Origin of the sequence: Robinsoniella sp. RHS (genome assembly GCF_001029355.1) — a bacterium.
In the GTDB taxonomy this organism is placed as follows: Bacteria; Bacillota; Clostridia; order Lachnospirales; family Lachnospiraceae; genus Robinsoniella; species Robinsoniella peoriensis.
Map to the genome: position 1 here is coordinate 14790 of NZ_JNGB01000002.1, position 20965 is coordinate 35754.

The 20965-nt window shown below is 39.4% G+C and carries 20 protein-coding genes and 1 pseudogene; 4 read left to right on the forward strand and 17 right to left on the reverse strand.

Features of this window, described 5'->3' with window-relative positions; all coding sequences use genetic code 11:
• Positions 1 to 30: 30 nt before the first annotated feature.
• The 9 genes from RHS_RS01375 to RHS_RS01415 form a co-directional block, all read right to left on the reverse strand.
• Positions 31 to 474: a MerR family transcriptional regulator gene (locus RHS_RS01375; protein ID WP_044289442.1), complete on the reverse strand. Its 444-nt coding sequence runs from the start codon at positions 472 to 474 to the stop codon at positions 31 to 33.
• 144 nt (positions 475 to 618) lie between these two features.
• Positions 619 to 1326 (reverse strand): putative ABC transporter permease, encoded by a 708-nt coding sequence (locus RHS_RS01380; protein ID WP_044295032.1) that lies wholly within the window; start codon positions 1324 to 1326, stop codon positions 619 to 621.
• Positions 1327 to 1477: 151 nt separating this feature from the next.
• Positions 1478 to 2500 carry a glycosyltransferase family 2 protein gene (locus RHS_RS01385; protein ID WP_027294650.1) on the reverse strand — a complete coding sequence of 341 codons (1023 nt, stop codon included), beginning with the start codon at positions 2498 to 2500 and terminating at the stop codon, positions 1478 to 1480.
• 86 nt (positions 2501 to 2586) lie between these two features.
• Positions 2587 to 3768, reverse strand: coding sequence for a DUF4097 family beta strand repeat-containing protein (locus RHS_RS01390; RefSeq protein ID WP_047832156.1), 1182 nt, complete (start codon positions 3766 to 3768; stop codon positions 2587 to 2589).
• The gene (locus tag RHS_RS01395; RefSeq protein WP_047832157.1) at positions 3765 to 4346 is read right to left on the reverse strand and encodes a DUF1700 domain-containing protein; all 582 of its coding nucleotides are present in this window, start codon (positions 4344 to 4346) and stop codon (positions 3765 to 3767) included. Before RHS_RS01395 ends, RHS_RS01390 begins: the two co-directional genes overlap by 4 nt.
• Positions 4333 to 4659 (reverse strand): PadR family transcriptional regulator, encoded by a 327-nt coding sequence (locus tag RHS_RS01400; RefSeq protein WP_027294653.1) that lies wholly within the window; start codon positions 4657 to 4659, stop codon positions 4333 to 4335. Before RHS_RS01400 ends, RHS_RS01395 begins: the two co-directional genes overlap by 14 nt.
• Positions 4660 to 4920: 261 nt before the next feature.
• Complete coding sequence (locus RHS_RS01405; RefSeq protein WP_047832158.1) at positions 4921 to 6069, reverse strand: ABC transporter permease; 1149 nt, start codon at positions 6067 to 6069, stop codon at positions 4921 to 4923.
• The gene (locus tag RHS_RS01410) at positions 6056 to 7189 is read right to left on the reverse strand and encodes an ABC transporter permease (protein WP_047832159.1); all 1134 of its coding nucleotides are present in this window, start codon (positions 7187 to 7189) and stop codon (positions 6056 to 6058) included. The genes RHS_RS01405 and RHS_RS01410 overlap by 14 nt, the downstream gene beginning before the upstream one ends.
• Before the next feature lie 9 nt (positions 7190 to 7198).
• On the reverse strand, positions 7199 to 8140 hold the full coding sequence (locus RHS_RS01415) for an ABC transporter ATP-binding protein (RefSeq protein ID WP_176731111.1): 942 nt from the start codon (positions 8138 to 8140) through the stop codon (positions 7199 to 7201).
• Between the two features lie 224 nt (positions 8141 to 8364).
• On the opposite strand from RHS_RS01415, the gene RHS_RS01420 reads away from it, so the two are divergent.
• From RHS_RS01420 to RHS_RS01430, 3 genes are all read left to right on the forward strand, one after another.
• The gene (locus RHS_RS01420) at positions 8365 to 9432 is read left to right on the forward strand and encodes a sensor histidine kinase (RefSeq protein WP_027294657.1); all 1068 of its coding nucleotides are present in this window, start codon (positions 8365 to 8367) and stop codon (positions 9430 to 9432) included.
• Between the two features lie 22 nt (positions 9433 to 9454).
• Positions 9455 to 10084, forward strand: coding sequence for a response regulator transcription factor (locus RHS_RS01425; protein ID WP_027294658.1), 630 nt, complete (start codon positions 9455 to 9457; stop codon positions 10082 to 10084).
• Between the two features lie 80 nt (positions 10085 to 10164).
• A complete protein-coding gene (locus tag RHS_RS01430) occupies positions 10165 to 11148 on the forward strand; it encodes an FAD:protein FMN transferase (RefSeq protein WP_027294659.1) in 984 nt (327 codons plus the stop codon).
• Here the strand turns inward: RHS_RS01430 and RHS_RS01435 are convergent.
• From RHS_RS01435 to RHS_RS01460, 6 genes are all read right to left on the reverse strand, one after another.
• Complete coding sequence (locus tag RHS_RS01435; RefSeq protein ID WP_047832160.1) at positions 11136 to 11771, reverse strand: ABC-2 transporter permease; 636 nt, start codon at positions 11769 to 11771, stop codon at positions 11136 to 11138. The two genes, RHS_RS01430 and RHS_RS01435, sit on opposite strands and share 13 nt — an antisense overlap.
• On the reverse strand, positions 11768 to 12628 hold the full coding sequence (locus tag RHS_RS01440; RefSeq protein ID WP_027294661.1) for an ABC transporter ATP-binding protein: 861 nt from the start codon (positions 12626 to 12628) through the stop codon (positions 11768 to 11770). The genes RHS_RS01435 and RHS_RS01440 overlap by 4 nt, the downstream gene beginning before the upstream one ends.
• Positions 12628 to 13011: a GntR family transcriptional regulator gene (locus tag RHS_RS01445; RefSeq protein WP_027294662.1), complete on the reverse strand. Its 384-nt coding sequence runs from the start codon at positions 13009 to 13011 to the stop codon at positions 12628 to 12630. Before RHS_RS01445 ends, RHS_RS01440 begins: the two co-directional genes overlap by 1 nt.
• A gap of 181 nt (positions 13012 to 13192) precedes the next feature.
• Positions 13193 to 14458, reverse strand: a complete 1266-nt coding sequence (locus RHS_RS01450; protein ID WP_027294663.1) for an L-rhamnose isomerase — start codon at positions 14456 to 14458, stop codon at positions 13193 to 13195.
• 209 nt (positions 14459 to 14667) lie between these two features.
• Positions 14668 to 14976, reverse strand: coding sequence for a hypothetical protein (locus RHS_RS01455; protein WP_047832161.1), 309 nt, complete (start codon positions 14974 to 14976; stop codon positions 14668 to 14670).
• 15 nt (positions 14977 to 14991) lie between these two features.
• Positions 14992 to 17775 (reverse strand): InlB B-repeat-containing protein, encoded by a 2784-nt coding sequence (locus tag RHS_RS01460; protein WP_047832162.1) that lies wholly within the window; start codon positions 17773 to 17775, stop codon positions 14992 to 14994.
• Positions 17776 to 17968: 193 nt separating this feature from the next.
• Here RHS_RS01460 and RHS_RS01465 point away from each other — a divergent pair.
• Positions 17969 to 18277: pseudogene (locus RHS_RS01465) on the forward strand (transposase); the annotation flags it as partial.
• 523 nt (positions 18278 to 18800) lie between these two features.
• On the opposite strand, the gene RHS_RS01470 reads toward RHS_RS01465, so the two are convergent.
• Together RHS_RS01470 and RHS_RS01475 are read right to left on the reverse strand one after the other, a co-directional pair.
• Positions 18801 to 19916 (reverse strand): hypothetical protein, encoded by a 1116-nt coding sequence (locus RHS_RS01470; RefSeq protein ID WP_027294664.1) that lies wholly within the window; start codon positions 19914 to 19916, stop codon positions 18801 to 18803.
• A 39-nt stretch (positions 19917 to 19955) separates the two neighbouring features.
• Positions 19956 to 20942, reverse strand: coding sequence for an AraC family transcriptional regulator (locus tag RHS_RS01475; RefSeq protein WP_027294665.1), 987 nt, complete (start codon positions 20940 to 20942; stop codon positions 19956 to 19958).
• Between the last annotated feature and the right edge of the window lie 23 nt (positions 20943 to 20965).

Genomic DNA, 20965 nt, shown 5'->3' on the forward strand with positions numbered 1-20965 from the left:
GAATGGAATTTTCCACTCTCTTTCTTTCCCTTAACTGGCAGCATTCTTCAATCGTACAACGCATTGATCATCACATTCTACATATTTAATCTGTTTAAGGGGTGCCTCGGAGCCCAGCCTGCATGCCGCATTATAATATTCTACTTTAAAATTAATGTGGTCCAGATTGCTTTCCAGTTCTTCTATATGCTTTTCCACTACGCGCTTATGCGCGATAACCATCTGACGGCGTTCTTTCAGAGTTACATCTCCCTTTGCGCACAGTGCTACAAATCTGCGAATGTCGGCTATTGGCATATCCGTTGCTTTCAGGCAGGATATAATCGATATCCAGTCAAGATCTTTGTCATTGTAAATCCGAACACCTGCTTCATTTCTCTTTACAGTTGGCAGCAACTGTTCTTTTTCATAATAGCGCAGTGTTGATGCCGGTAATCCCGTTATTTCAGAAACTTGCTTTATTTTATATTCCATAATATGACCCCCTTATCATACATTAAAGTAACTTTAACATTTGTCTTTTATTATAATATGAATCAGGGATAATTTCAATCAATAAAAAATACAAATCATGATTCCCCTAATAACTGCACGGGTTCAGGGATTATTTCCTTTATTTTATGTATCCGATTTCACCACATCACCTCTCAAATGAGGTTCTGAGATATATTTCATTTTCGGAAAGTACTTTTTCATTACATGGTCGGGAAAATATTTATCCAACCTCATTTCCACCACATTTTTAGCAGGTCTGTTTAACTGTCTCTCTGACATACGAAGCAGCGCCACACCAGATATGGTTGCAGTCACTACCATAAAACATACCGCTATTTTTGTTACTAATATCCCTGCTTTTCTCGGCGCCCGTTCAATTAATCCGGAAAGAAGCGGATAAACCCATTTTGCCCAGGCGATCGCTACCACTCCCCAGAAAATACAGAATATTAAATTCACATAATGTCCCAGGGTAAAGGGCAATCCGGAATAGTCCCAAAATGTAACCCCCAGCATCACCTGGCAGACATAACCGCAGATAAATTCAAATATGCCCCCTAAAACATATCCTTTAATGAATATATTAAAAGTTTTCATTTCTTTCGTGCTATGTAAAAAAACAGTAAATAAGGCGCATCCAAGACCCCATACGGAACTGAATGGCAGGAATAGGTTACTGGTTCTGCTGGAAATTTCCCCAAATGCAAAATAGCACCAGATTGTCTCCAGGATGCATCCCATTATCCCTCCCATCATAAAAATCCAAAATATTTTATATTTATTATATCCTACTGCAAATCTTTCTCTTTTCAAACTTCCCTTTGTGTTCATAGTTATACCTCCCGCATATCGCAGTCCTGCCTGCGATACTGCCTTAATAAATAGTTTGAAAGCGCTTTTCTTTCAAACTTTGCCTCCTTCATTTATAATGTGCTTCCCAGTCTGTGGCAGGAATATGCCACAATCCCCGGGATACATTCCATTAATTAAATCCATAAAGTCTTTGAAGTAAATGATAACAGCCAAGTACTGTGCGCCTTCCTAATCTACCCGGAAGATTTACACCAATACCAATGCAGCTATATCTCACTTTTCGATACATGCGGCTGTCAAGATTTTTTAAATATCTCCAAATCTGTTTCAGTTCTTTACCGCTGTCCGGTGTATCTTTCAGCATTGCCAGGATCGTGGCAATTGCCATTGCCAGTTTCAGATTTGTATACATCGTCTTACGCAAAGAACGTTCTTTGATCATAAACTGTTTCTTATGCATATAGTCAATTAAGTTACGGGTTACCCGGTAATGCTGATCCATTCGTCCAATCATTACGGATTCCTGAACCGACTGATCTTCTCTTCCTATAAAATACCGGTAGAAATTTAAATCCAGGTACCGAATTGTCCGAACATAAGGCAGGGGTTGAAAGACATAAATATTATCTACATAAAAAGTATGTTCAGGCAATACCAGCCCACTGTTTCTCACCAATTCTGTGCGGTAAATAAGGGAATGCATCATCAGATAATTGGTTACCGGAAGTCCTCTGGTATCTTTCCAGGTAAATGTTTCTCCGGTTTTCATATACCGCCGGTAATTAATTACCTTCTTCCGCTTTGCACCCTGTTTTTCATATACAAAATTAGATACTACCAGATCCGGCATTTCATCTGAAGCAATTAGTTCTTTCAGTTCTTCCAGAATCTTTTTGTATGCCTCCTGATTAACCCAGTCGTCACTGTCTACAACTTTCAGGTAGAGTCCTTTTGCATTGGCAATTCCTGTGTTCAGAGCTCCGCCATGCCCCTTATTCTCCTGATGTATAGCACGCACTATGTTTGGATATTTTGATTCATATTTCTGTGCAATAGATAGTGTATGGTCTTTTGAACCGTCATCAATTACAAGTATTTCCACATCATCCTGACCGGTCAGTAAGGTCTTGATACAATGTTCCATATAATCCTGTGATTGATAACAAGGTACTATGACAGATAAAATTTTCATAGGCTTCTTCCCTTCGTATAAATTCTGCTTTCGTTTTTCTATCACTCTAACAGACAAATATCAAGAATTTATCAACTTATTGTAAACTACTCTTCTGCGCTGATAGAGATTCTGGCGTTATATTCAACGCTTACTCTGATCTGTTTATCTTTTCCGTTATCCCTGGTATAATCGTCTCCGTAATGCTCACCGTTAATGCTGACTTCTCCATCATCCGTATCCAGATAAAAATCATATTCTTTTTCTGATTTTGCCAGAGTCAGGTCAACATCACCGTATTCGTTCTTGATATTAGTATCTGACGTGTTCAGGTTATCTATACTGCATTTTCCGTTTTCCTGACGAATATTATTTTTTACAGCCGTAATATCTGTTCCTTTGACTGTTCCATAATCACTTTCTATGTTCAGACTATTAGTCTTAACGTTTCTAAGACCGATAGCTCCGTATTCACCGTTTACTGTAAGCAGATTCATTCTTTTATTTTTCGTGTTTCCTTCCATATTACGCAGGTCCACAGAGCCGTTGTTATTCATAATCTCTACCTGATCGGCTTTCATCTGATCAACTGTAACATTACCGTAGTCTGTGCTTATTTTCACATTTTTTGCAGTAATATTTTTCAATTCCAAATCACCGGAACTGGTATCATTATCAATCTTCAGTTCTGGAACAACACAATTTTCCATTTCTAATTTACCATAATCCAGATTCAGACTGAGTTCTTCCATATTTACATTCGTAATATTGATATTTCCGCTGTCGCCTTCTAATATCAGTTTCTTAATATCTGCCTGATTCAGACTCAGCTCACCATAATCTGATCGTACTTTCAGCTGATCCAATTCAATACCTTTTGGCAGAATCAGTTTAATATAATCTTCTTTTTTCTGATTAGCGAAATTACCGATGCCAATGAGACTGATCCCGTTTTGATGGACACTTTTCAGGTTGAAACTAACCTTCCCATTATCAGCTTTATATTCCGGTTTGGCGAACATATCATCGTAGCCATATTCCAGCCGGAATGAATCCCCCTGTTCTATATAGATATTGCCATAACCCGCACTTATTTCTAAATTTTTTATATCTTTTAAACTTTTTGTTTCTTCTAAATATTTTCCCTGATCATTTCCAGTATAAATTCCTTCTGAAGTCAGTCTCAATCCCAGGCTGCCACCCAGTGCAAGACCGGTTACCATAACAATGCCTCCTGCAAGTGTCAGGCATCCTGCGGTGATCAGCAAAACTTTCTGATACTTTTTCATGACTTTTTCCTCCTCTTTAAAATGTTTCTGAACATTTTACCAATCCCTTTTACCATACGTCTGCCGATTCCGATAATCCCAAATCCTACAAAGATTCCAATTCCAACAGCTGCCATTCCAAGTCCGAGCAATGCAATGCCGGTCGCTGGTTGGGTAAATAAAAGGTAAATTCCACAAAATGCCGTAACAATCCCTCCGGCCAATGCACACAGGTCTACCAGAATTGCAGACCCCACAAACGCAACTACCACCAGGAGCATAGAAGCAAACAGGGCTACCATCGCAAATGCCATTGGAAGTGCCACAGGAGCTGCACAGATCCCTAATATTATGATCCAAAGAGTGCTGAATCCTTTTTTTACATCTACCTGTTCTTCCATCCGCTTAATTGCAGCATCCGTAATAATCTGATATGCTACTTCACGGGGAGTTCCAAGTTCCTGAATGATCTCCTGTTCCTTTTCCGGTCCGGCATCTTCAAAATATTCCGTATAATAATCCATCGCTGTATCGAACTCTTCCTTTGGCAGCTTTCGAAGTTCACGCGCCAGAGTCCGCAAATATTCATTCTTGCCCATTTTTAGTTCCTCCCAAAATTATTTCTTCTATTCCTGCTCGATAAGTAATCCATTCATCTACAAAATGCTGATATTGTTTCTTTCCTTCGGGAGTCAGATAATAATATTTTCGATTCCTCCCCTGAAATGGCTGGTCATAAGTTCCCAGATAGCCATGATTCTGTAATCTTCTCAATACCGGGTAAAGCGTAGACTCCTTTAAATCCGTTACCTTTTTCATTTCCTGGGAAATAGAGTATCCATACGTATCTCCCTTTGCAATAATCGCCAGGACAATTGCATCTGTAAGTGCCGCTCCCAATTGATAAGTCATCTTACCGCCTCCTCTCGTTTTGTTCAAAAAGTAAATCTAATACCTTTTGTTTGACTATATTATATGTCGTATAATATACTTTGTCAACATATATAATTATTTTTTTTATATAATACAGTCCGCTATATAGAATTATAGAATATATTATATTTCTCACTGCGTTTTGAAGAACAGGAACAGCAAAAAGGCTCCGCCAAAAGCAGCAGACTCATACTGCTTCTTCTGACGAAACCGTTAACCTGATATGATCCAGAGGCATGTCTAAACTCTTGTTTTTTTAATCAGTACTAAAGTAAGCGCAAAAATTGCTGCTGCAAATCCTACCTGCACCAAAATCCCCATCCATACATCCGTTCTCATCTGGTGGGTAATGCCGATTGCTCCTCCCAGCATATCATTCACTTTTACATACCAAAAGGACGGTACAAACTTACAGAATGCCAATACTTTTTCACTCATGACTTCCTGGGGAACAAAGACCCCGCCCATAAAGCAGAAGCCGAGACTGATAATATTTACCAGCGCCGTAAGGGCATTATCACTTTTTACCAGCATGCCCACCATAAATGCTATTGATGCTGCGAGCAATAAAAACGCTATTGTATTTAATATACCGTATTTTATGTTCCCATCTAATAACTGTCCCCTGTAAAGCACGACTGCCATGATCATAAATACACCCCATACGATGGCCGAAAATGCCACGCAGGCAATCATAATCTGTTTATTCCTCTGATTCATTGTCATGGCACCGCACTCATTCCTTTTTTTCAGATCCCTGTTTTGAAAAGCACGCAGTGCCGGACTGATTCCATATATCAGCACCGCCATCAGCGCATATGGAATATACCTCAGATAATAGTAAACAGATGGCATACTCGCCTTTACTGTATCCCCCTGCAGCGTAACCTGGCCTTTTAATTCCAGATCCTCAGATACATTTTTTGCTGCATCTGTCACCGAATAACCCGCCGCTAAATATGTTTTCAAAGATTTTAAATATTGGCTTACCTGACTGTCTGCAAAATATCCGGTATAGGAGCCGGGAACCTTAATATTTTCGGTATAAACCTCTTCCCCATTCTTTATTTTCTCTTCAAATCCAGCAGGGATGATCAGAATATATTCTACTTTTCTGGCAAATAAATTGTCCTGCATCTTTTCCTTATCATCTTCTATCTCAACCAGATTCTGTCTGGATCCCATATATTCCTTAAGTGCCCTGCTAAGTTCACTGCCGTCACGGTCAATGACTGCTATCTGTATCTTAGTATCCTGAAAACTCTGCATCTCTGTACCGGAAGTAACATTAGACATTAATATTGCAAGGCCGATAAAAATCCCAAAATAAAGTAATAATCCTCCTATGTTTTTTTTAATAATTTTGTAAAAACAATTAAAGACTTGCATATTTCTTCCTCCTTGCCAGCAAAAATCCCCCTATGCAGAATATTGCGGTAAAAATCAATAATATAATAATATTCTTAAAATAGCGGTCGTAAGTATCATAAATATCAAGTGCGTAAAATGCATCTGACAGCACCACTGCAGGATTGATACGGTTTATAATAGGGCAGACCTGTTCCACGTCATTTTTAATTGTATTTATGAATAAACCGCTGAAAAAGCATAAAAACATATTGAGTGCAATCATGATACCCGTTTTTACACTCAGGGATGTTCTTCCGATACAGCCTGCAAAAAATCCCATGGATACGCCAAGTAAAGTGCCGACAAATGCCAAAAACAGAATTGCCGGTATTTTATTTCCAAAGTTTACCCCAAGTACAAACCGCAGATATCCCATCAATATCAGCAGGGAACAAAATTGCACAGAGACTGCTGCCGCAAATTCACCCATTATCATAGTCATACGGTGGACAGGCGAAGTCATCTTTCTGGCAGCCAGTGTGGTAAGGTTTGCCTGAATATATCCTGCATTGTATAATCCCAGAAAACACCCGTACAGACATACCATCGCAAGAAGGGCATAGAAATACTGCATCATTGCATCCTGATTTCCGCTGCTCAGGGTTATTTCTTTATTTACGGTCACATCTTCATTCAGATTTTTCATTATAATCTCCGCAGAAGCCGGATTTAATTTTATTGCTTTTTTAATCATATTTTCCGCCTGGAGATAACTGTCCAGTGAGGAACTTAAAATACTTTGATTGATTCCAGTCTTTTTAACCATTAATTGTACTGTATCCGACACATAAAACACACCATCTACGTCACCGTCACTCAGGAGTTTCCCTGCGGCATCCTCATTCGTATATTGAATGTTCATTATCTGGTCTGCCCCCGGTTTGGATAATTCATCCAGTAGTTCTTTAAAATAGCTGTCCTGGTTTTCCATCACTGCTGCCACCGGAATCGCCTGTAATTTTTCTTCCCGATTCATAAAGTTTCCAAAGGTCACGAAGAAAAGAGTACCCAGAATCATGGGAAAAGCCAATGTCCAAAATAATCCCTGCCAATTTCGTACCAGCCCTTTCAGGCGGTATTTATAAATATGAAAAAACATAACGCCCTCCTAATCTCTCAGCTCTCTGCCTGTAATCTCTAAAAACACATCGTTTAAAGTTGGCATTTCTGAGAAAACCCTGCCAAAAGAAATTCCCTGATCCTGAAGATAATTCAATATTCTTATAAGATTATGATTCGCACTGCTGCACTTTATTTTTAATACGTTCTCTTCATATGCCACTGAATAGACATGTGGAAGTTCTTTGATTTTCAACAGAATGCTGCTTTCCAGACCCAGTATTTCGATCCGGATGGTTTCACCAACTTTGATCATGTTCTTAAGTTCTTCCGTTGTCCCAATTGCCAGATTCTGCCCATTATCCATAATGGCAACCCGGGTACAGATCTGTTCCACTTCCTCCATGTAATGGGAAGTATAGATGATTGTTGCCCCCTCTTGATTCAGTTTCTGTATTCCTTTTAGTATGTGGTTTCTGCTCTGGGGATCCACTGCTACGGTAGGTTCATCCATGATAATCAGTTCTGGTTTGTGGGCAATCCCGCATCCGATATTTAATCTTCTAAGAAGTCCACCGGATAACTTTCTGGGATAAAATTTTTTAAATTCCTGAAGTCCTACAAAGTCAATTGCCTCTTCTACCAGTTTCTTCCTTTCCTGTTTATCATTCACATACAGTCCACAAAAATAATCCAGATTTTCATGGACTGTCAGTTCCTCAAAAACGGCTACATTCTGCATAATAACCCCGATCTTCCGCTTGCTGTCATAGCTGTCCGGATGCATCGTTTTACCAAATACCTCTATCTTTCCCTTATCATAAGAAAGCAGGGATAAGAGACAGCTGATTGCCGTTGTCTTTCCCGATCCATTTGGGCCCAGCAGCCCAAAGATCTCTCCCCTTTTAATATCCAGATTGAAATGATCTAATGCTACCAGTTCTTTGTATCGTTTTACAAGATTTTCTATTTTAACAATTGTTTCACTCATTCTTAGCACCCTCCATTTATTTGATACTGCCATTATAAACCAATCAGCAGACCCAGAGAAGTGCCGTATGTCAGGATGTTAGATGACATTTGTCATAACATCCTGTTTTGATGAATCTGTTATTGAGATTTCAATCGCTAATAGGTATAATAAAGAAGTAAACTACAGCAGAGCATGTCTGTAAATTCATCACTTTCGACTGTAACATGCAAGGAGGAACCCCCATGGATACATTAATTGATAAATGCATTATATTGATTTGCTGCTGTATATTTTTAATCGACAGTTCCCTATCTATCCTGCCCGTATTTGTATTTGTCACTGCATTTGGCATCAGCTGTCTAAATACTTATTTCGATCAGCTCAAAGTCACGGTTCTCACAGGCTGTCTGTATCTTTTCCTGTGTTTTCTGATCCCGCCATTCTGCCTGCTGCTTCCTCTGATTATTTACGACTTTTGCACCTGGAAACTAAGGATCCTGACTATTATCGGCGCAGCAGCATGCTTTCGATATCTGGCAATCGATTTCCATCCGTTAAACCTGTCTGTTTTCGTCTTTTTTATATTGAGTTACCTGCTCTGCTACCGGACAGAAACCTTTCAAAAACTGTCCCAACAGCTGAAGATATCCCGGGACAGCAGCCGTGAACTCAATCTTTTATTGGAAAACAAAAACAAAGACCTGTTAGAAAAGCAAGACTATGAAATACACCTTGCCACGCTGAAAGAACGAAACCGCATTGCAAGAGAAATACATGATAATGTGGGACATATGCTGTCCCGCTCTATATTACAGACCGGTGCACTTTTGGCGGTTAATAAAGACAATAGCCTGAAAGCACCTCTGCTTTCCGTAAAAGATACGCTTTCCAGTGCTATGGACAGCATTCGGGAAAGCGTCCACGATCTCCATGATGACTCCATTGACCTTTATGATACCATCCGCACTATTTTGAAAGATTATAAAACTTACGAAACAACGTTAGAATACGATATGAGTGATACCATTCCAAGAAATGTAAAGTATTGTTTTATCATGCTGATCAAGGAAGGACTTTCAAATATAGTAAAACACAGTGATGCCAGCAATATTGTTATCATCGTCAGAGAACATCCTTCCTTTTATCAGATTCATATCAGCGACAATGGCAATCCTGTTCCCGGGAACATTTCTTCCCACGGAATCGGGCTTGAAAATATGCAGGAACGGGTTCAGGCTTTACATGGTACTTTCCGTACCGGCATTGATCACGGTTTTAAGATATTTGCGTCAGTTCCAAAAACGTACTGACTCTTATCAGAAAGGAAAATATATGAATATAATAATTGTAGATGACGACCAGCTGGTTGCCCTGTCACTGAAAACAATCTTAGAAAGTGATCCGGAGATAAAGGTCACTGCCGTTGGAAGCAGCGGCAATGAAGCAATTGAACTTTTTGAAGCACATCAGAAAGAAACGGACATCCTTTTAATGGATATCCGTATGGTACATATGAGCGGCCTGGAAGCCGGAGAGAAAATTTTAAAAAAAGATCCATTGGCAAAAATCCTTTACTTAACTACTTTTTCGGATGATGAATATATTATCCGGGCATTACATATCGGTGCAAAAGGTTATCTTCTGAAACAGAACTACGAAAGCATTGTACCTGCCCTAAAAGCTGTCTATTCCGGTCAAAGTGTGTTCGGAAGTGAAATTGTAAGGAAAATACCTGAGTTAATGCAGAACACGGAACAATACAATTATAGTTCCCATGGTGTTCTGCCAAAAGAACTGGAAATTATCAAACTGGTTGCAGATGGACTTAGTAATAAAGAAATTTCTGAGACTTTGTATCTAAGCGAAGGAACCGTAAGGAATTACCTTAGCACCATCTTAGATAAATTAGACCTGAGAGACCGGACACAACTGGCAATATTTTTCTACCAGCATCGCGGATAATTTGCGGCAGGTCTCCTTTGGTGCTATAATAAGGCTGACATAAAATATCTTACACATAATACGAAAGGATCGGCTCTGCTATGAAAACTATTTATAAACTGCTTACTTTTTGCATGCTTGCCTGTTGTCTGTTGCTTTCAGCGTGCAGTTCTTCCAGGGAACCAATCAGTAAGCAGGGCTTTTTACTGGATACGGTTATTCAGATTACCCTTTATGATACTGGAAATGAATCTCTTTTAGATGAATCCTTTGCTGTCTGCGAGAAATATGAACAACTTTTAAGTAAAACCGTTGCAACCAGCGATGTTTCCCGTATAAATCAAGCAGAAGGAAAACCCGTCACGGTATCTGATGAAACCATTGCATTAATTCAGAAATCCCTTACATACAGCGAGTTATCTGATGGTGCATTTGATATCACGATAGCACCTTTAAGTTCACTCTGGGATTTCAAGGATAAGAAAACAATACCCGACAGTCAGGATATTGAAAAAGCAAAGAATCTTGTGGATTATCATACCATTTCGATCAGTGGCAATACCGTAACCCTTTTAAATCCCAAAGCCTCAATTGATCTTGGAGCCATTGCCAAAGGTTATATCGCTGATAAAATTAAAGACTATCTCGTTTCAAAAAATGTAAAAAGCGGATTAATTAATCTGGGCGGCAATGTACTTACTATCGGTACAAAGCCAGACGGTTCTGCCTGGAATATCGGTATCCAAAAACCTTTTGATGAACAAAATGCTGCGATTACTTCTGTACATTTAAGCGATGAGTCTGTCGTTACCTCCGGCGTTTACGAACGGTATTTTAAACAGGACGGTGTAATCTATCACCATATTCTGGATGCCAAAACAGGTTACCCCTTTCAAAACGGGCTGCTTGGTGTCACCATAATTTCCGAACAATCCGTAGATGGTGACGCCCTCAGCACAACCTGCTTCGCCCTGGGGCTTCAAAAGGGCATGGAACTGATCCGGTCTCTTCCTGATATAGATGCTATTTTCATAACCGATGATTATCAGCTTCATGACTCCAGAGACACTGATTACAATTCCTGATTTAGAAAAATCTTCAAGCTGATACGATAAGAGATATACATAATCAGAATGCATAAAAACGGCAGAGAGGCGATTATTAATATTATAAAAGTCTCTCCCAGTGGCGGCAGTCCTGCGCTTTGCATCACATTTGCAGCGAAGTACACAACCGCTGTGGGAATCAGGAAACATACCATCATTAACAATCTGGCTTTCTCAGCTCCAAATTTATAGAGAAGCGGTAATATAACACTTCCAAACACCAAAGCAATTCCGATACAGCCGACTGCCGTTGCCAAAATATTAACCATATCAAATTCTTTTAAAAGAATGCCGCCAACACTGCATATAACGATTCCCACTATGCTTCCTACCAGGGAGAAAATAATCAAAACCATGTATTTGCTTTTTACTACATCTCTTCGTGAAAGTGGCATAATCATTGCATACCGGTTCCATTTTGATATATCATCAAAACTGATCGTCGTTATTAACATCATACTGCATATAATAACACAGACTCCCATAAAGCTGATAATTCCATTGGTAGGTACCAGTATCACAGCCATAACCACCAGCATCAACCCCATTAATTTTGCATTATGTGCTATATTGTACAAATCTTTTAATATTAATCCTCTCATACCGTTTCTCCTTTCACATACAGAAGCATAATATCATCAATGGAAACATCATTCATAAGACAGTTTTTATATTTTCGTTCCATTTTTGCTTTATCCGATACCAGAACTTCATATTCATAATCTTTTTTCCGGTAAGTAATGATGTCATTTCTGTCTATTTTTACAAACTGTTCCTTACCGCACTTGATAATTCCATAGTTATAAATTAGTTCATCCTTTGCCAAAGAAAATATCAGTTTACCTTCGTGAATGAAGGTAATATAATCCGCTATCTTTTCCAGATCACTGGTGATGTGGGAAGAAACTAAAACCGCATGTGTCTCATCCTGCACAAAATCAAGGAAAATATCCAGCACTTCATCTCTGACAATAGGATCCAGTCCGCTGGTTGCCTCATCTAAGATCAATAATCTTGGATTATGAGACAATGCCACTGCTATTGTAAACTTCATCTTCATGCCTTTAGAGTATTCCTTTATCTCCTTATTTTCAGAAAGCTGAAATTTTTTCAAGTATCCCTGAAAACAGTCTGTATCCCAATTAGAATAAATTTTCTTCATTATATTTCCGATTTTTCTGGGGGTCAGAGTCTCATAAAAGTTATCTCCGTCAAATACAACTCCGATGTCATTACGCATTCCCGTGTCGTTATCCGTCATCTCTTTCCCTAGAATCTTAATTTCTCCGCCATCTTTTTTAATAAGATTTAAAATAGAATTAATTGTAGTACTCTTTCCTGCTCCATTTTCACCGATTAAACCTACAATTGTACCCGACGGAATAGAAAAACTTATTTTGTCCAATGTAAAATCCTTATATTTTTTCTCCAGATCCCTTACTTCTAAAATATAATCCATCATGAATCCTCCTCGTCCTCATAAAATATGGTCAAAAGCTCTATCAGCTTCTTTAGGCTGATCCCACTGCTTCTGCCAATCTCTGCTGCCTCCTGAAGCTTTTCTTCTGCATTTCGCAGTTTTTCTTCCTGAAAAAATTCTTTATTAGTGCTAGCCACAAAAGTTCCCCTGCCGGTTACCGTTTCTATAAATCCATCGCGCTGCAGGTCTTCATAAGCCTTCTGTGCCGTAATCACACTGATATGTAAAGATTTAGCCAGCGCCCGCATAGAAGGAAGCATTTCCCCGGGCTGCATCTCCCCGCTCATTATGGCAGCTTTAATCTGAGATGTGATCTGCTCATAAATAGGTTTACTCTTATTGTTACTAATGATTATTTCCACATTCTAACCTCCAAGTATCATCCGGTGTACTTAAGTGTACTTATTGTACAAGTACAATATAGTACACTTTATAAAAAATGTCAAGAGGTAAATTGAATATAAAACTTCTTCTTATCAGCCACCTCTTTCCACAAAAAAAGAGCTGCACACTTCACAAGTGTAACAGCCCTTCCATTATTCATTATCTCTTTAACAATACATCACTCTCATACTGTTTCACATCTTTTAACCACTCTAATCCGGTTCCTGCATTTTTCTTTGCACAGTAATAATCCCAAACCATTGCAAATGGAGCTGCTTTGAATTCTTCTTTGTATGCAAGTCTTGCACTTACATCACCGTCTGCCTCCATTTTCTTCATCTGGTCTACTGGCTGTAATAAAGCTGCCAACATTGCTTTTCTGGTATTTCTAAGACCGATTACCCATGCTGCAACACGATTAATGGATGCATCAAAGAAATCAGTTGCAACATATGTATCTTTTAATTTATCCATACGAACCAGTTCTTCAAAAATAGCTCTGGTTTCATCATCAAATCCTACTACGTGATCGGAATCCCAGCGTACCGGACGTGTTACATGCAGTAATACGGAATTATCAAAGGTATAAATACTGGACAATTTTCCGGAAACTGTTTCTGTTGGATGATAATGTCCAGCATCTAAAGTCATAATGATGTGATCTTTATTTGCATTCATTACATAACCCATACAGAATTCATGAGATCCTACCGTATAGCTTTCTGCTCCGATACCGAATACTTTTGATTCAATACCATCAACAACACCTTCTACGTCCTTGGTTGCTTCAAAGATTTCATCATAGCTCTTTTTCAGGCGCTGTCTCGGTCCTAAGGTATCAACCGGAACTTCTTTATCTCCATCCGGTGTCCAGTGATTGATGACACAAGGTTTTCCTGTTTTCTTATAGAAATATTCACCGATCTGACGACATTTAATACCATGTTCTACCCAGAATTTACGAATATCTTCATCTGCACAGGAAAGTGTTCCTTTTTCTGTGCTCTTTGGATGAGCAAAATAAGTTGGGTTAAAATCCAGTCCCAATCCTTTTTCTACAGCCCAGTCAGCCCATTTTGCGAAATGTTCAGGCTGGATTTCATTACGGTCTACGAAACGGTCTGCTTCCTGGTAATTTGCGTGTACATTTACTTTTAATTCACCTGGGATAAATTTCATGGCTTCTTCGATATCAGCCCTTAATTCTTCTCCGTTTGTAGCTTTTCCGGGATAGTTACCGGTAGCCTGAATTCCTCCTGTAAGAGACTTGTCTTCTTTTACTTCTGTTCCAGCTACATCATCTCCCTGCCAGCAATGCATGGAAATTGGCGTTTTGTCTGCGATTTCAATTGCTTTATCTACATCAATACCATATTGTGCATAAAATTCTTTTGCTGCTTCATACCCTTTTTCAACATTATACATAAGTGTTTCCGCCTTTCATTTGTTATTTTTCTTCATTATAGTTTTTTCAGGGCAAAAAAACAAGGACGCAATTTTTCTAATTTACGTCCTTATTTTCCAATTATGAAGTTAGAAAGGTAAGTGTATATTTATATATCATAAAAGAGATATCTTAAATTTAACTTTACCATGACTATTCTGTCTTTCTTATTATTAAAGTATTCTTTTTATTAAATAGTTGTAAACAAATCCAATAATTCATAGAATTTCTTAAATGCTTTCTCTTCATCCTTTTCATAAAGATTAATTACATGTTCCCAACCTGCCCCGTGTGAACCTGCATTATAATAATCATTTACAAAACTACTAAAAGTTTCGAATTCTGTTTTGAATGTACTATCAATTTCATATTGACGATGCAAATAACCTGCTATATACATATGCAGACGGCTTATGCTTTTTTTTCCTATATACATCTCTGGCTTTAAACCAATTTCATATAATTTGTTTAATATCAAATCTTGTTTAATAATTAACACCCCTTTATCTTTTATTTAAAATGGAACTTCGAATGGAGGCATTTTTATTGCTGGAGGCATACAATTGAAATCATCTATCCATTGTTGTTTTGGTAATCCATAAGGATGAACATTACAATATACCCTTCCTTCATAGAGAACCCCTACATGTAAGCCATTATCTCCAGCTACCTTTCCTGCATAATCACTCCAAATATAACCTGAATCTCGTGGCGACCACATTAAATTGATTACTGCACCGTTTTGTTTATTCTTTTTTAAATATTCCACCATTTCATCAGCAGCGACTTTACATTTACCATATCCATCTTCATCAATATCATTATATCCATATTTACCTGCTATATCACCCAAGTCTCTAGCTATAGCCTCAAAATCCACTTCTCCTTTTCCAGCCTCATCCACCCCGGCCTCAATATTTCCTAATATTTCTCCTGCAGCGTCCATACCAGCAAAGTTCCTAAAAATGATTTTAATATCTTCCCATAACCCTTTTATATCATCCCAATAGTAAATAATGGTACCAACTAATGCCGTTGCCGCCAATACATCTAAAATGATTCCATCAAAGGGGTTTATGATTGCTGCTCCCAATGCAGCAAATCCATCTTTCACTGCAAGCGGTACACCAAGTGCTATTAAAGCATTTACGAGATCCGTCAGACTCCCTGCATTCTGCATGCTGCTGCTAAGCTGGTACTGGGCTGTTATGTCGATTGCCCCTACAGAACGGTTTTGGGGATTTATATTGACATAGCTTTTATCCCACCCCACAAAACTGTAGCCTTTTGCTACTGATACCGCCGGTGCTGTTGCATCTCCTCCCTCCGGCACCTCTTCTGTTTTTATTACCTCCCCCCGGTTCCAGAACCGTACTGTGATTGTCCTCATCGGCTCTGTATTTTTATCATACTGGGCATATACATTCTGGGATGACTGGATTCCAGTTAGCTGCCCGGACCATTCCCTAAAAGTATAGCCGGCATTGACCGGCAGTTTAGGTGGGTGGGCGTCTTCCCCTATCGGTACGTACTCCGTTTTCAACAGGATCCAGGAAAGGTTCCCTGTTATTCTACCATAAAAGTATACCGGTTGGGTTGCATAATTTCCTTCCCTGTATACAGCTTGTATTTTAACCGGGGCCGTAATGCGGTAAAATCCCCTGTCCCAGCCGGTAAAGGTATATCCTGTCTTATATGGTGCTACAGGGCTTTCTATAGCATATCCGTCTATTACATACTGCGGATTCATGAGGGCTTTTCCATCAAAATCTACAAACTCTACCTTATGCGTTTTGAGCTTCCCCCCATAATAATACGCATATATCGTATTGTTCTCCCTCACATTGGTGTAAGGCTTCCCTTTATCCCACCCCGCAAATGTATAGATTTCATTTTCTTCAAGTTCTGGCGGGGTTCCGTCTTCCCCCTCCACAACCCATTCTTCTTTCAAAATATGGCTTACCTGGTTCTGATTGCTTCGCCCATAATACTGGAGTACATATGTTGTATACTCCCCTAGGCGGTACTGTGCCCTCATCTTTACATCCTTTCGGATTTCCAGCCAGTTCCCTTTCCACCCTGCAAATGTATACCCTTCCCTTAACGGATCAAGTGGTTTTGGAGCATCCTGTCCGTCTATTACGTACTGTGGGTTCATGAGGGCTTTCCCATCAAAATCTACAAACTCTACCTTATGCGTTTTGATCTTCCCCGCATAATAATACGCATATATCGTATTGTTCTCCCTCACATTGGTGTAAGGCTTCCCTTTATCCCACCCCGCAAATGTATAGATTTCATTTTCTTCAAGTTCTGGTGGGGTTCCGTCTTCCCCCTCCACAACCCATTCTTCTTTCAAAATATGGCTTACCTGGTTCTGATTGCTTCGCCCATAATACCGGAGTACATATGTTGTATGCTCCCCAACTCGGTATTTTGCGCGAATTACCATATCTTTCCTAACTTCAAACCAACTTCCATCCCATCCGACAAATGTATTTCCTTCCATCACAGGGCTTACGGGGCTTGATGCATCCCAGCCTTCCACAACATACTGTGCATTTCTTATGGGCCTGTCATCGTAATCAAGAAATTCCATTCGATAAGTTGTGTACACTCCCTTTAGGTAGCTTGCATAAAGGTTTCTGTTATTCGTTACCTTAGTATAATCTCCGCTCCATCCTAAAAAAGTATACCCCGGCTTTTCTGGTCCTGCGGGTTCCTCTGCGTCCTCTCCTTCTTCCACTGTCTGCGTATCTATGACCATGTTATCTGCAAAAAATGTTACTGTATATATATTCCCTGCTGTCTGTTTCCCTGAAAACATATCCTCTGAGACATCGCTTTCTGTTTCCTGAATGATCTCAGAATCTATTTGATCTACTTTCTCTGGTTCAATATCAACAGGAACTTCCGACTCTGTTTCTATATCTGGTAAATCTTCCTCAGCATAACTTTCCGTTTCAACATCGACGAAAACTTCCAACTCTGTTTCTGCTAACACTTCTGTTGATCTTTCCATTTCAACGTCTAATGGCAGTTCAAAATCTTCCTCCTGTAGTTCTTCTGAATCCTCATTTAATAATATATCCGATTTTCTATCGGATGGTGCTTCTAATTCTTTCTCGATATCCTCTGATGTATCAGTTACTTCCTCCCAGGTTTCTTTCACCGCTGTACGGGATATCTTGGCATCAGCCATGGCTGTGCACGGCTGTAAAAGCAACATAACCATTACCATTAACATTGCTATCCATCTTTTCCAATTTCTGTGTAAAAAATTGTTTCTAACATTCATAACTCCCTCTCTCCTTTTCGACATATTATTATTATATTAACATAGACGCACCACATATATCATATAAAGTATTGAATAGCACGTTTTATGTAACGGAAAATGTCGGCTTACATCCATGAATTCTTGTCAGCACAGAACAGCTAAAATATAGAAAAAATACCCAGCCGAGGCCGAACAGTTAAAAAAGAGAAAATATACAGACGTGCGCATTGTAAAAGACCAGACACCTTCCAAAGAAGAAATTGCTTTTCTCACAAACCTGTCAGAAACAGAATTCCCCTGTTTGGAAATATCTGCACTGTACTTTAAAAGATGGAATATAGAAGAGGATTATAACACGTTAAAAAACAAGTTAAAATTTGAAAGTATAACGGGTGAGGCATCCATCTATGTATACCAGGATTTCTGGTCACAGATTCTGGTGTACAACATGGCGGAGGATGTTCTGCGCAGTGCCAACAACGAACTGCAGGAACAGGAAAAAAAAGAATACAGCTTTTAGCCAAGGCTTCTGTCTTGGAAGGTTTTGCACGAATAGGGGATAGCTGTATGGAATCCGGCCAACCAGAACTATGAAATTAGTGTTGCCGACAGGAATTCCTCGAAATATCATCTATTAAAAATCAAATAATCTGATCAATCCACAACTCTGATCGACTCTGTCAGAGTTGTGAAAAAATAGAAGAATAATAACGATGCCGTTCTTTTTTTAGCTAGTGACAGTACTTACTAAATATCTAATACACAATAAATATAAAAATAAAATTTTTACAATTAACAGAACTTATGTCGAAAAGACTTGATAAAAGTCGTGATTTCCTTCAGTTGATGATGTTACGCAGAGCAGGTGGTTTATTTGTTCTCCAAAGTTCCGTTTTTCGGATCAACGAAAAACTCCTCAATGGAAAACAGGGCCGTGCCCTAACAAAAACAGGCATATTGCTGTAGCCAGCAACATGCCCATTATAGAATCACATAATATTTTGTTAACATTTATTAGACCTTGCATTTGTCCAATACAACTGTCAGCTAACCTTCACACAAACACCATTATTATCAAATGTATAATATTTTTTATCACTTGCCAGAAGAGTCTGGTTTCTAGCCATCTTACCTGTTGGGAAGAAATAATAAAGCTTGCCGTCTATTTTCATCCATCCCTTTACTGCCGCTCCGATATTACCGGACTTCGAGGTGCTCATAAAATACATGGAACTGCCGCGTTTCAGCCATCCGATTCGCATATAGCCATCATTTTCAAAATAGTAATATTTTCCACCGATCAGGTTCCAGCCCCTCAGTTTCCTTCCATTTTTAAAGTATCTCCAGTTAACGACTGCAGCATTATTTTTTTTGAAGCGAACCGTACTGTTATCTCCTGTCCAGCCGTCTTTTCCTTTGTTGCTGGCAGACTGATATTTTTTAATCCAGTAGCCGTCTGCACCTACATACTTTTTACCCACCCATTTACAGGTGGCCATGGTACCATCACTCTGTACGTAAAACTTACGTCCATTGGTGGTAATCCACTTATTTGCATGCATAGCCCCATCTGTACCCATGTAATAATACTTGCTGTTTATCTCCTGCCACCCGGTAATTACATATCCGTTTCTGTCGAAATAGTACCGTTTCCCACCTATCGTCATCCAGGTGAATTTGGGGTATGTACCATCGCCATTGTCGTACCATTTCCCTTTACTGTTGGTTCTCCACTGAGGGTTTTTCAGCTTTCGGACCAATTCTCCGGATACGGCAAACTGGTATCTGTTTTTTCCGATCTTGCGTTTGCCGGTGTACATCACACCTTTTTTTCCAAGGTAATACTTCTTTCCACCAACATTCAACCATCCTGTGCGCATTGCACCCACCGGTGATTTAGTCGGTTCAAAATAATACCACTTGCTTCCTATCTTGCACCAGCCGGTAGCCATCCGGCCATTCTTATCTTTCTGTAAATAGAACTTTTTCCCCTGGTACTTCTTCCATCCGGTTTCATTTTTCCCATTTTTCGCATAGTACCATTTACTGCCCTTCTGATACCATCCATTTTTCTTCGATGCTGCCGAAGCCGTCATCGGAATCAACAGACAGATCAACAGAACCAGTAAGCAGATAATCCCTGATTTTTTCTTATTCATATGCCCTCCTGTCTTTTGCTGAACAACTACTCTTCTATTCTATAAAGAATTACTGCCGTTGTCAACGATAGCTTTTCGATAACATTTCGGGCTCATATGATAGTTTTCCTTGAAAATACGGTGAAAATAGCTTGTATTGTCATATCCTACCAGATAAATAATGTCAGTTATTGGAATTGTGGTATCCCGTATCAGATGTTCCGCCTGGGAAAGCCGCTTCTCCTGAAGAAGTTCTTTAAATGTTCTTCCTGTGGCATGTTTAATCTGCTTGCTCATATTGGAAACAGACTGGTTCATATCACCTGCAATTTCACTCAGCGTTGCCGCTTTATAGTTTTCTTCAATGTATTTTAACACCTGCATAATAAATAAATCCTGATGCTGTTCCTGATTACCCGCTTCGATGCAGTCTGTTGCATTCACCAGCTGCATAAACAGCAGTCCCATAGTGGTCTGGTTAATCTGGCGGTAATTCGGCTGATGGTTAAGCAAGGACCATACCAGATTTTCGATCAGATTTTGAATCGGAAGCACCTGGGCTACCCGGTAATGCAGATATCCTGCCGTATTGGTATTCCTGCGAAGAGTACTGACCAGAAAATTACTCAGTACATTTCCCTTGGTAAGCATGGGCAGTACTTCATCAAAAAACTCCGGGAGTATAATAAAGTTAATCCCAATATCCTCTTCCTTTGCCGCTAAAATCTCATGAGCGGAAAACTGGTTCATAAAAAGCAGATCCCCCTCTTTCAGCGTCACTTTGGTGCTGCCGTTTATAATATGGGAAGTCTGGCCTGCACACATATACATAATCTCAATATAATTGTGCTTATGGGAAGGAAAAGCAATGAACCTGGTATGAGTACGAATATCTATCAGTCTTCCCTTCTCAAGCATCTTTGCACTGTCCACCGTGAATTCCCTGCCGGTAGTATAAATCTCCTTCTGGATATGCCTGTCTCCGGTTAAAATCCTCTGCTCCTCTTCTGTGATGGGTTTCAGACGCTTAATCAATGATTGCTGCAATTATATTCCTCCTTTTGTTCACT

Coding starts and splice junctions, on each gene's coding strand:
- RHS_RS01375 (WP_044289442.1), bottom strand. CDS start 474: ATGGAATATAAAATAAAGCAAGTTTCTGAAATAACGGGATTACCGGCA.
- RHS_RS01380 (WP_044295032.1), bottom strand. CDS start 1,326: ATGAACACAAAGGGAAGTTTGAAAAGAGAAAGATTTGCAGTAGGATAT.
- RHS_RS01385 (WP_027294650.1), bottom strand. CDS start 2,500: ATGAAAATTTTATCTGTCATAGTACCTTGTTATCAATCACAGGATTAT.
- RHS_RS01390 (WP_047832156.1), bottom strand. CDS start 3,768: ATGAAAAAGTATCAGAAAGTTTTGCTGATCACCGCAGGATGCCTGACA.
- RHS_RS01395 (WP_047832157.1), bottom strand. CDS start 4,346: ATGGGCAAGAATGAATATTTGCGGACTCTGGCGCGTGAACTTCGAAAG.
- RHS_RS01400 (WP_027294653.1), bottom strand. CDS start 4,659: ATGACTTATCAATTGGGAGCGGCACTTACAGATGCAATTGTCCTGGCG.
- RHS_RS01405 (WP_047832158.1), bottom strand. CDS start 6,069: ATGCAAGTCTTTAATTGTTTTTACAAAATTATTAAAAAAAACATAGGA.
- RHS_RS01410 (WP_047832159.1), bottom strand. CDS start 7,189: ATGTTTTTTCATATTTATAAATACCGCCTGAAAGGGCTGGTACGAAAT.
- RHS_RS01415 (WP_176731111.1), bottom strand. CDS start 8,140: ATGAGTGAAACAATTGTTAAAATAGAAAATCTTGTAAAACGATACAAA.
- RHS_RS01420 (WP_027294657.1), top strand. CDS start 8,365: ATGGATACATTAATTGATAAATGCATTATATTGATTTGCTGCTGTATA.
- RHS_RS01425 (WP_027294658.1), top strand. CDS start 9,455: ATGAATATAATAATTGTAGATGACGACCAGCTGGTTGCCCTGTCACTG.
- RHS_RS01430 (WP_027294659.1), top strand. CDS start 10,165: ATGAAAACTATTTATAAACTGCTTACTTTTTGCATGCTTGCCTGTTGT.
- RHS_RS01435 (WP_047832160.1), bottom strand. CDS start 11,771: ATGAGAGGATTAATATTAAAAGATTTGTACAATATAGCACATAATGCA.
- RHS_RS01440 (WP_027294661.1), bottom strand. CDS start 12,628: ATGGATTATATTTTAGAAGTAAGGGATCTGGAGAAAAAATATAAGGAT.
- RHS_RS01450 (WP_027294663.1), bottom strand. CDS start 14,458: ATGTATAATGTTGAAAAAGGGTATGAAGCAGCAAAAGAATTTTATGCA.
- RHS_RS01460 (WP_047832162.1), bottom strand. CDS start 17,775: ATGAATGTTAGAAACAATTTTTTACACAGAAATTGGAAAAGATGGATA.
- RHS_RS01470 (WP_027294664.1), bottom strand. CDS start 19,916: ATGAATAAGAAAAAATCAGGGATTATCTGCTTACTGGTTCTGTTGATC.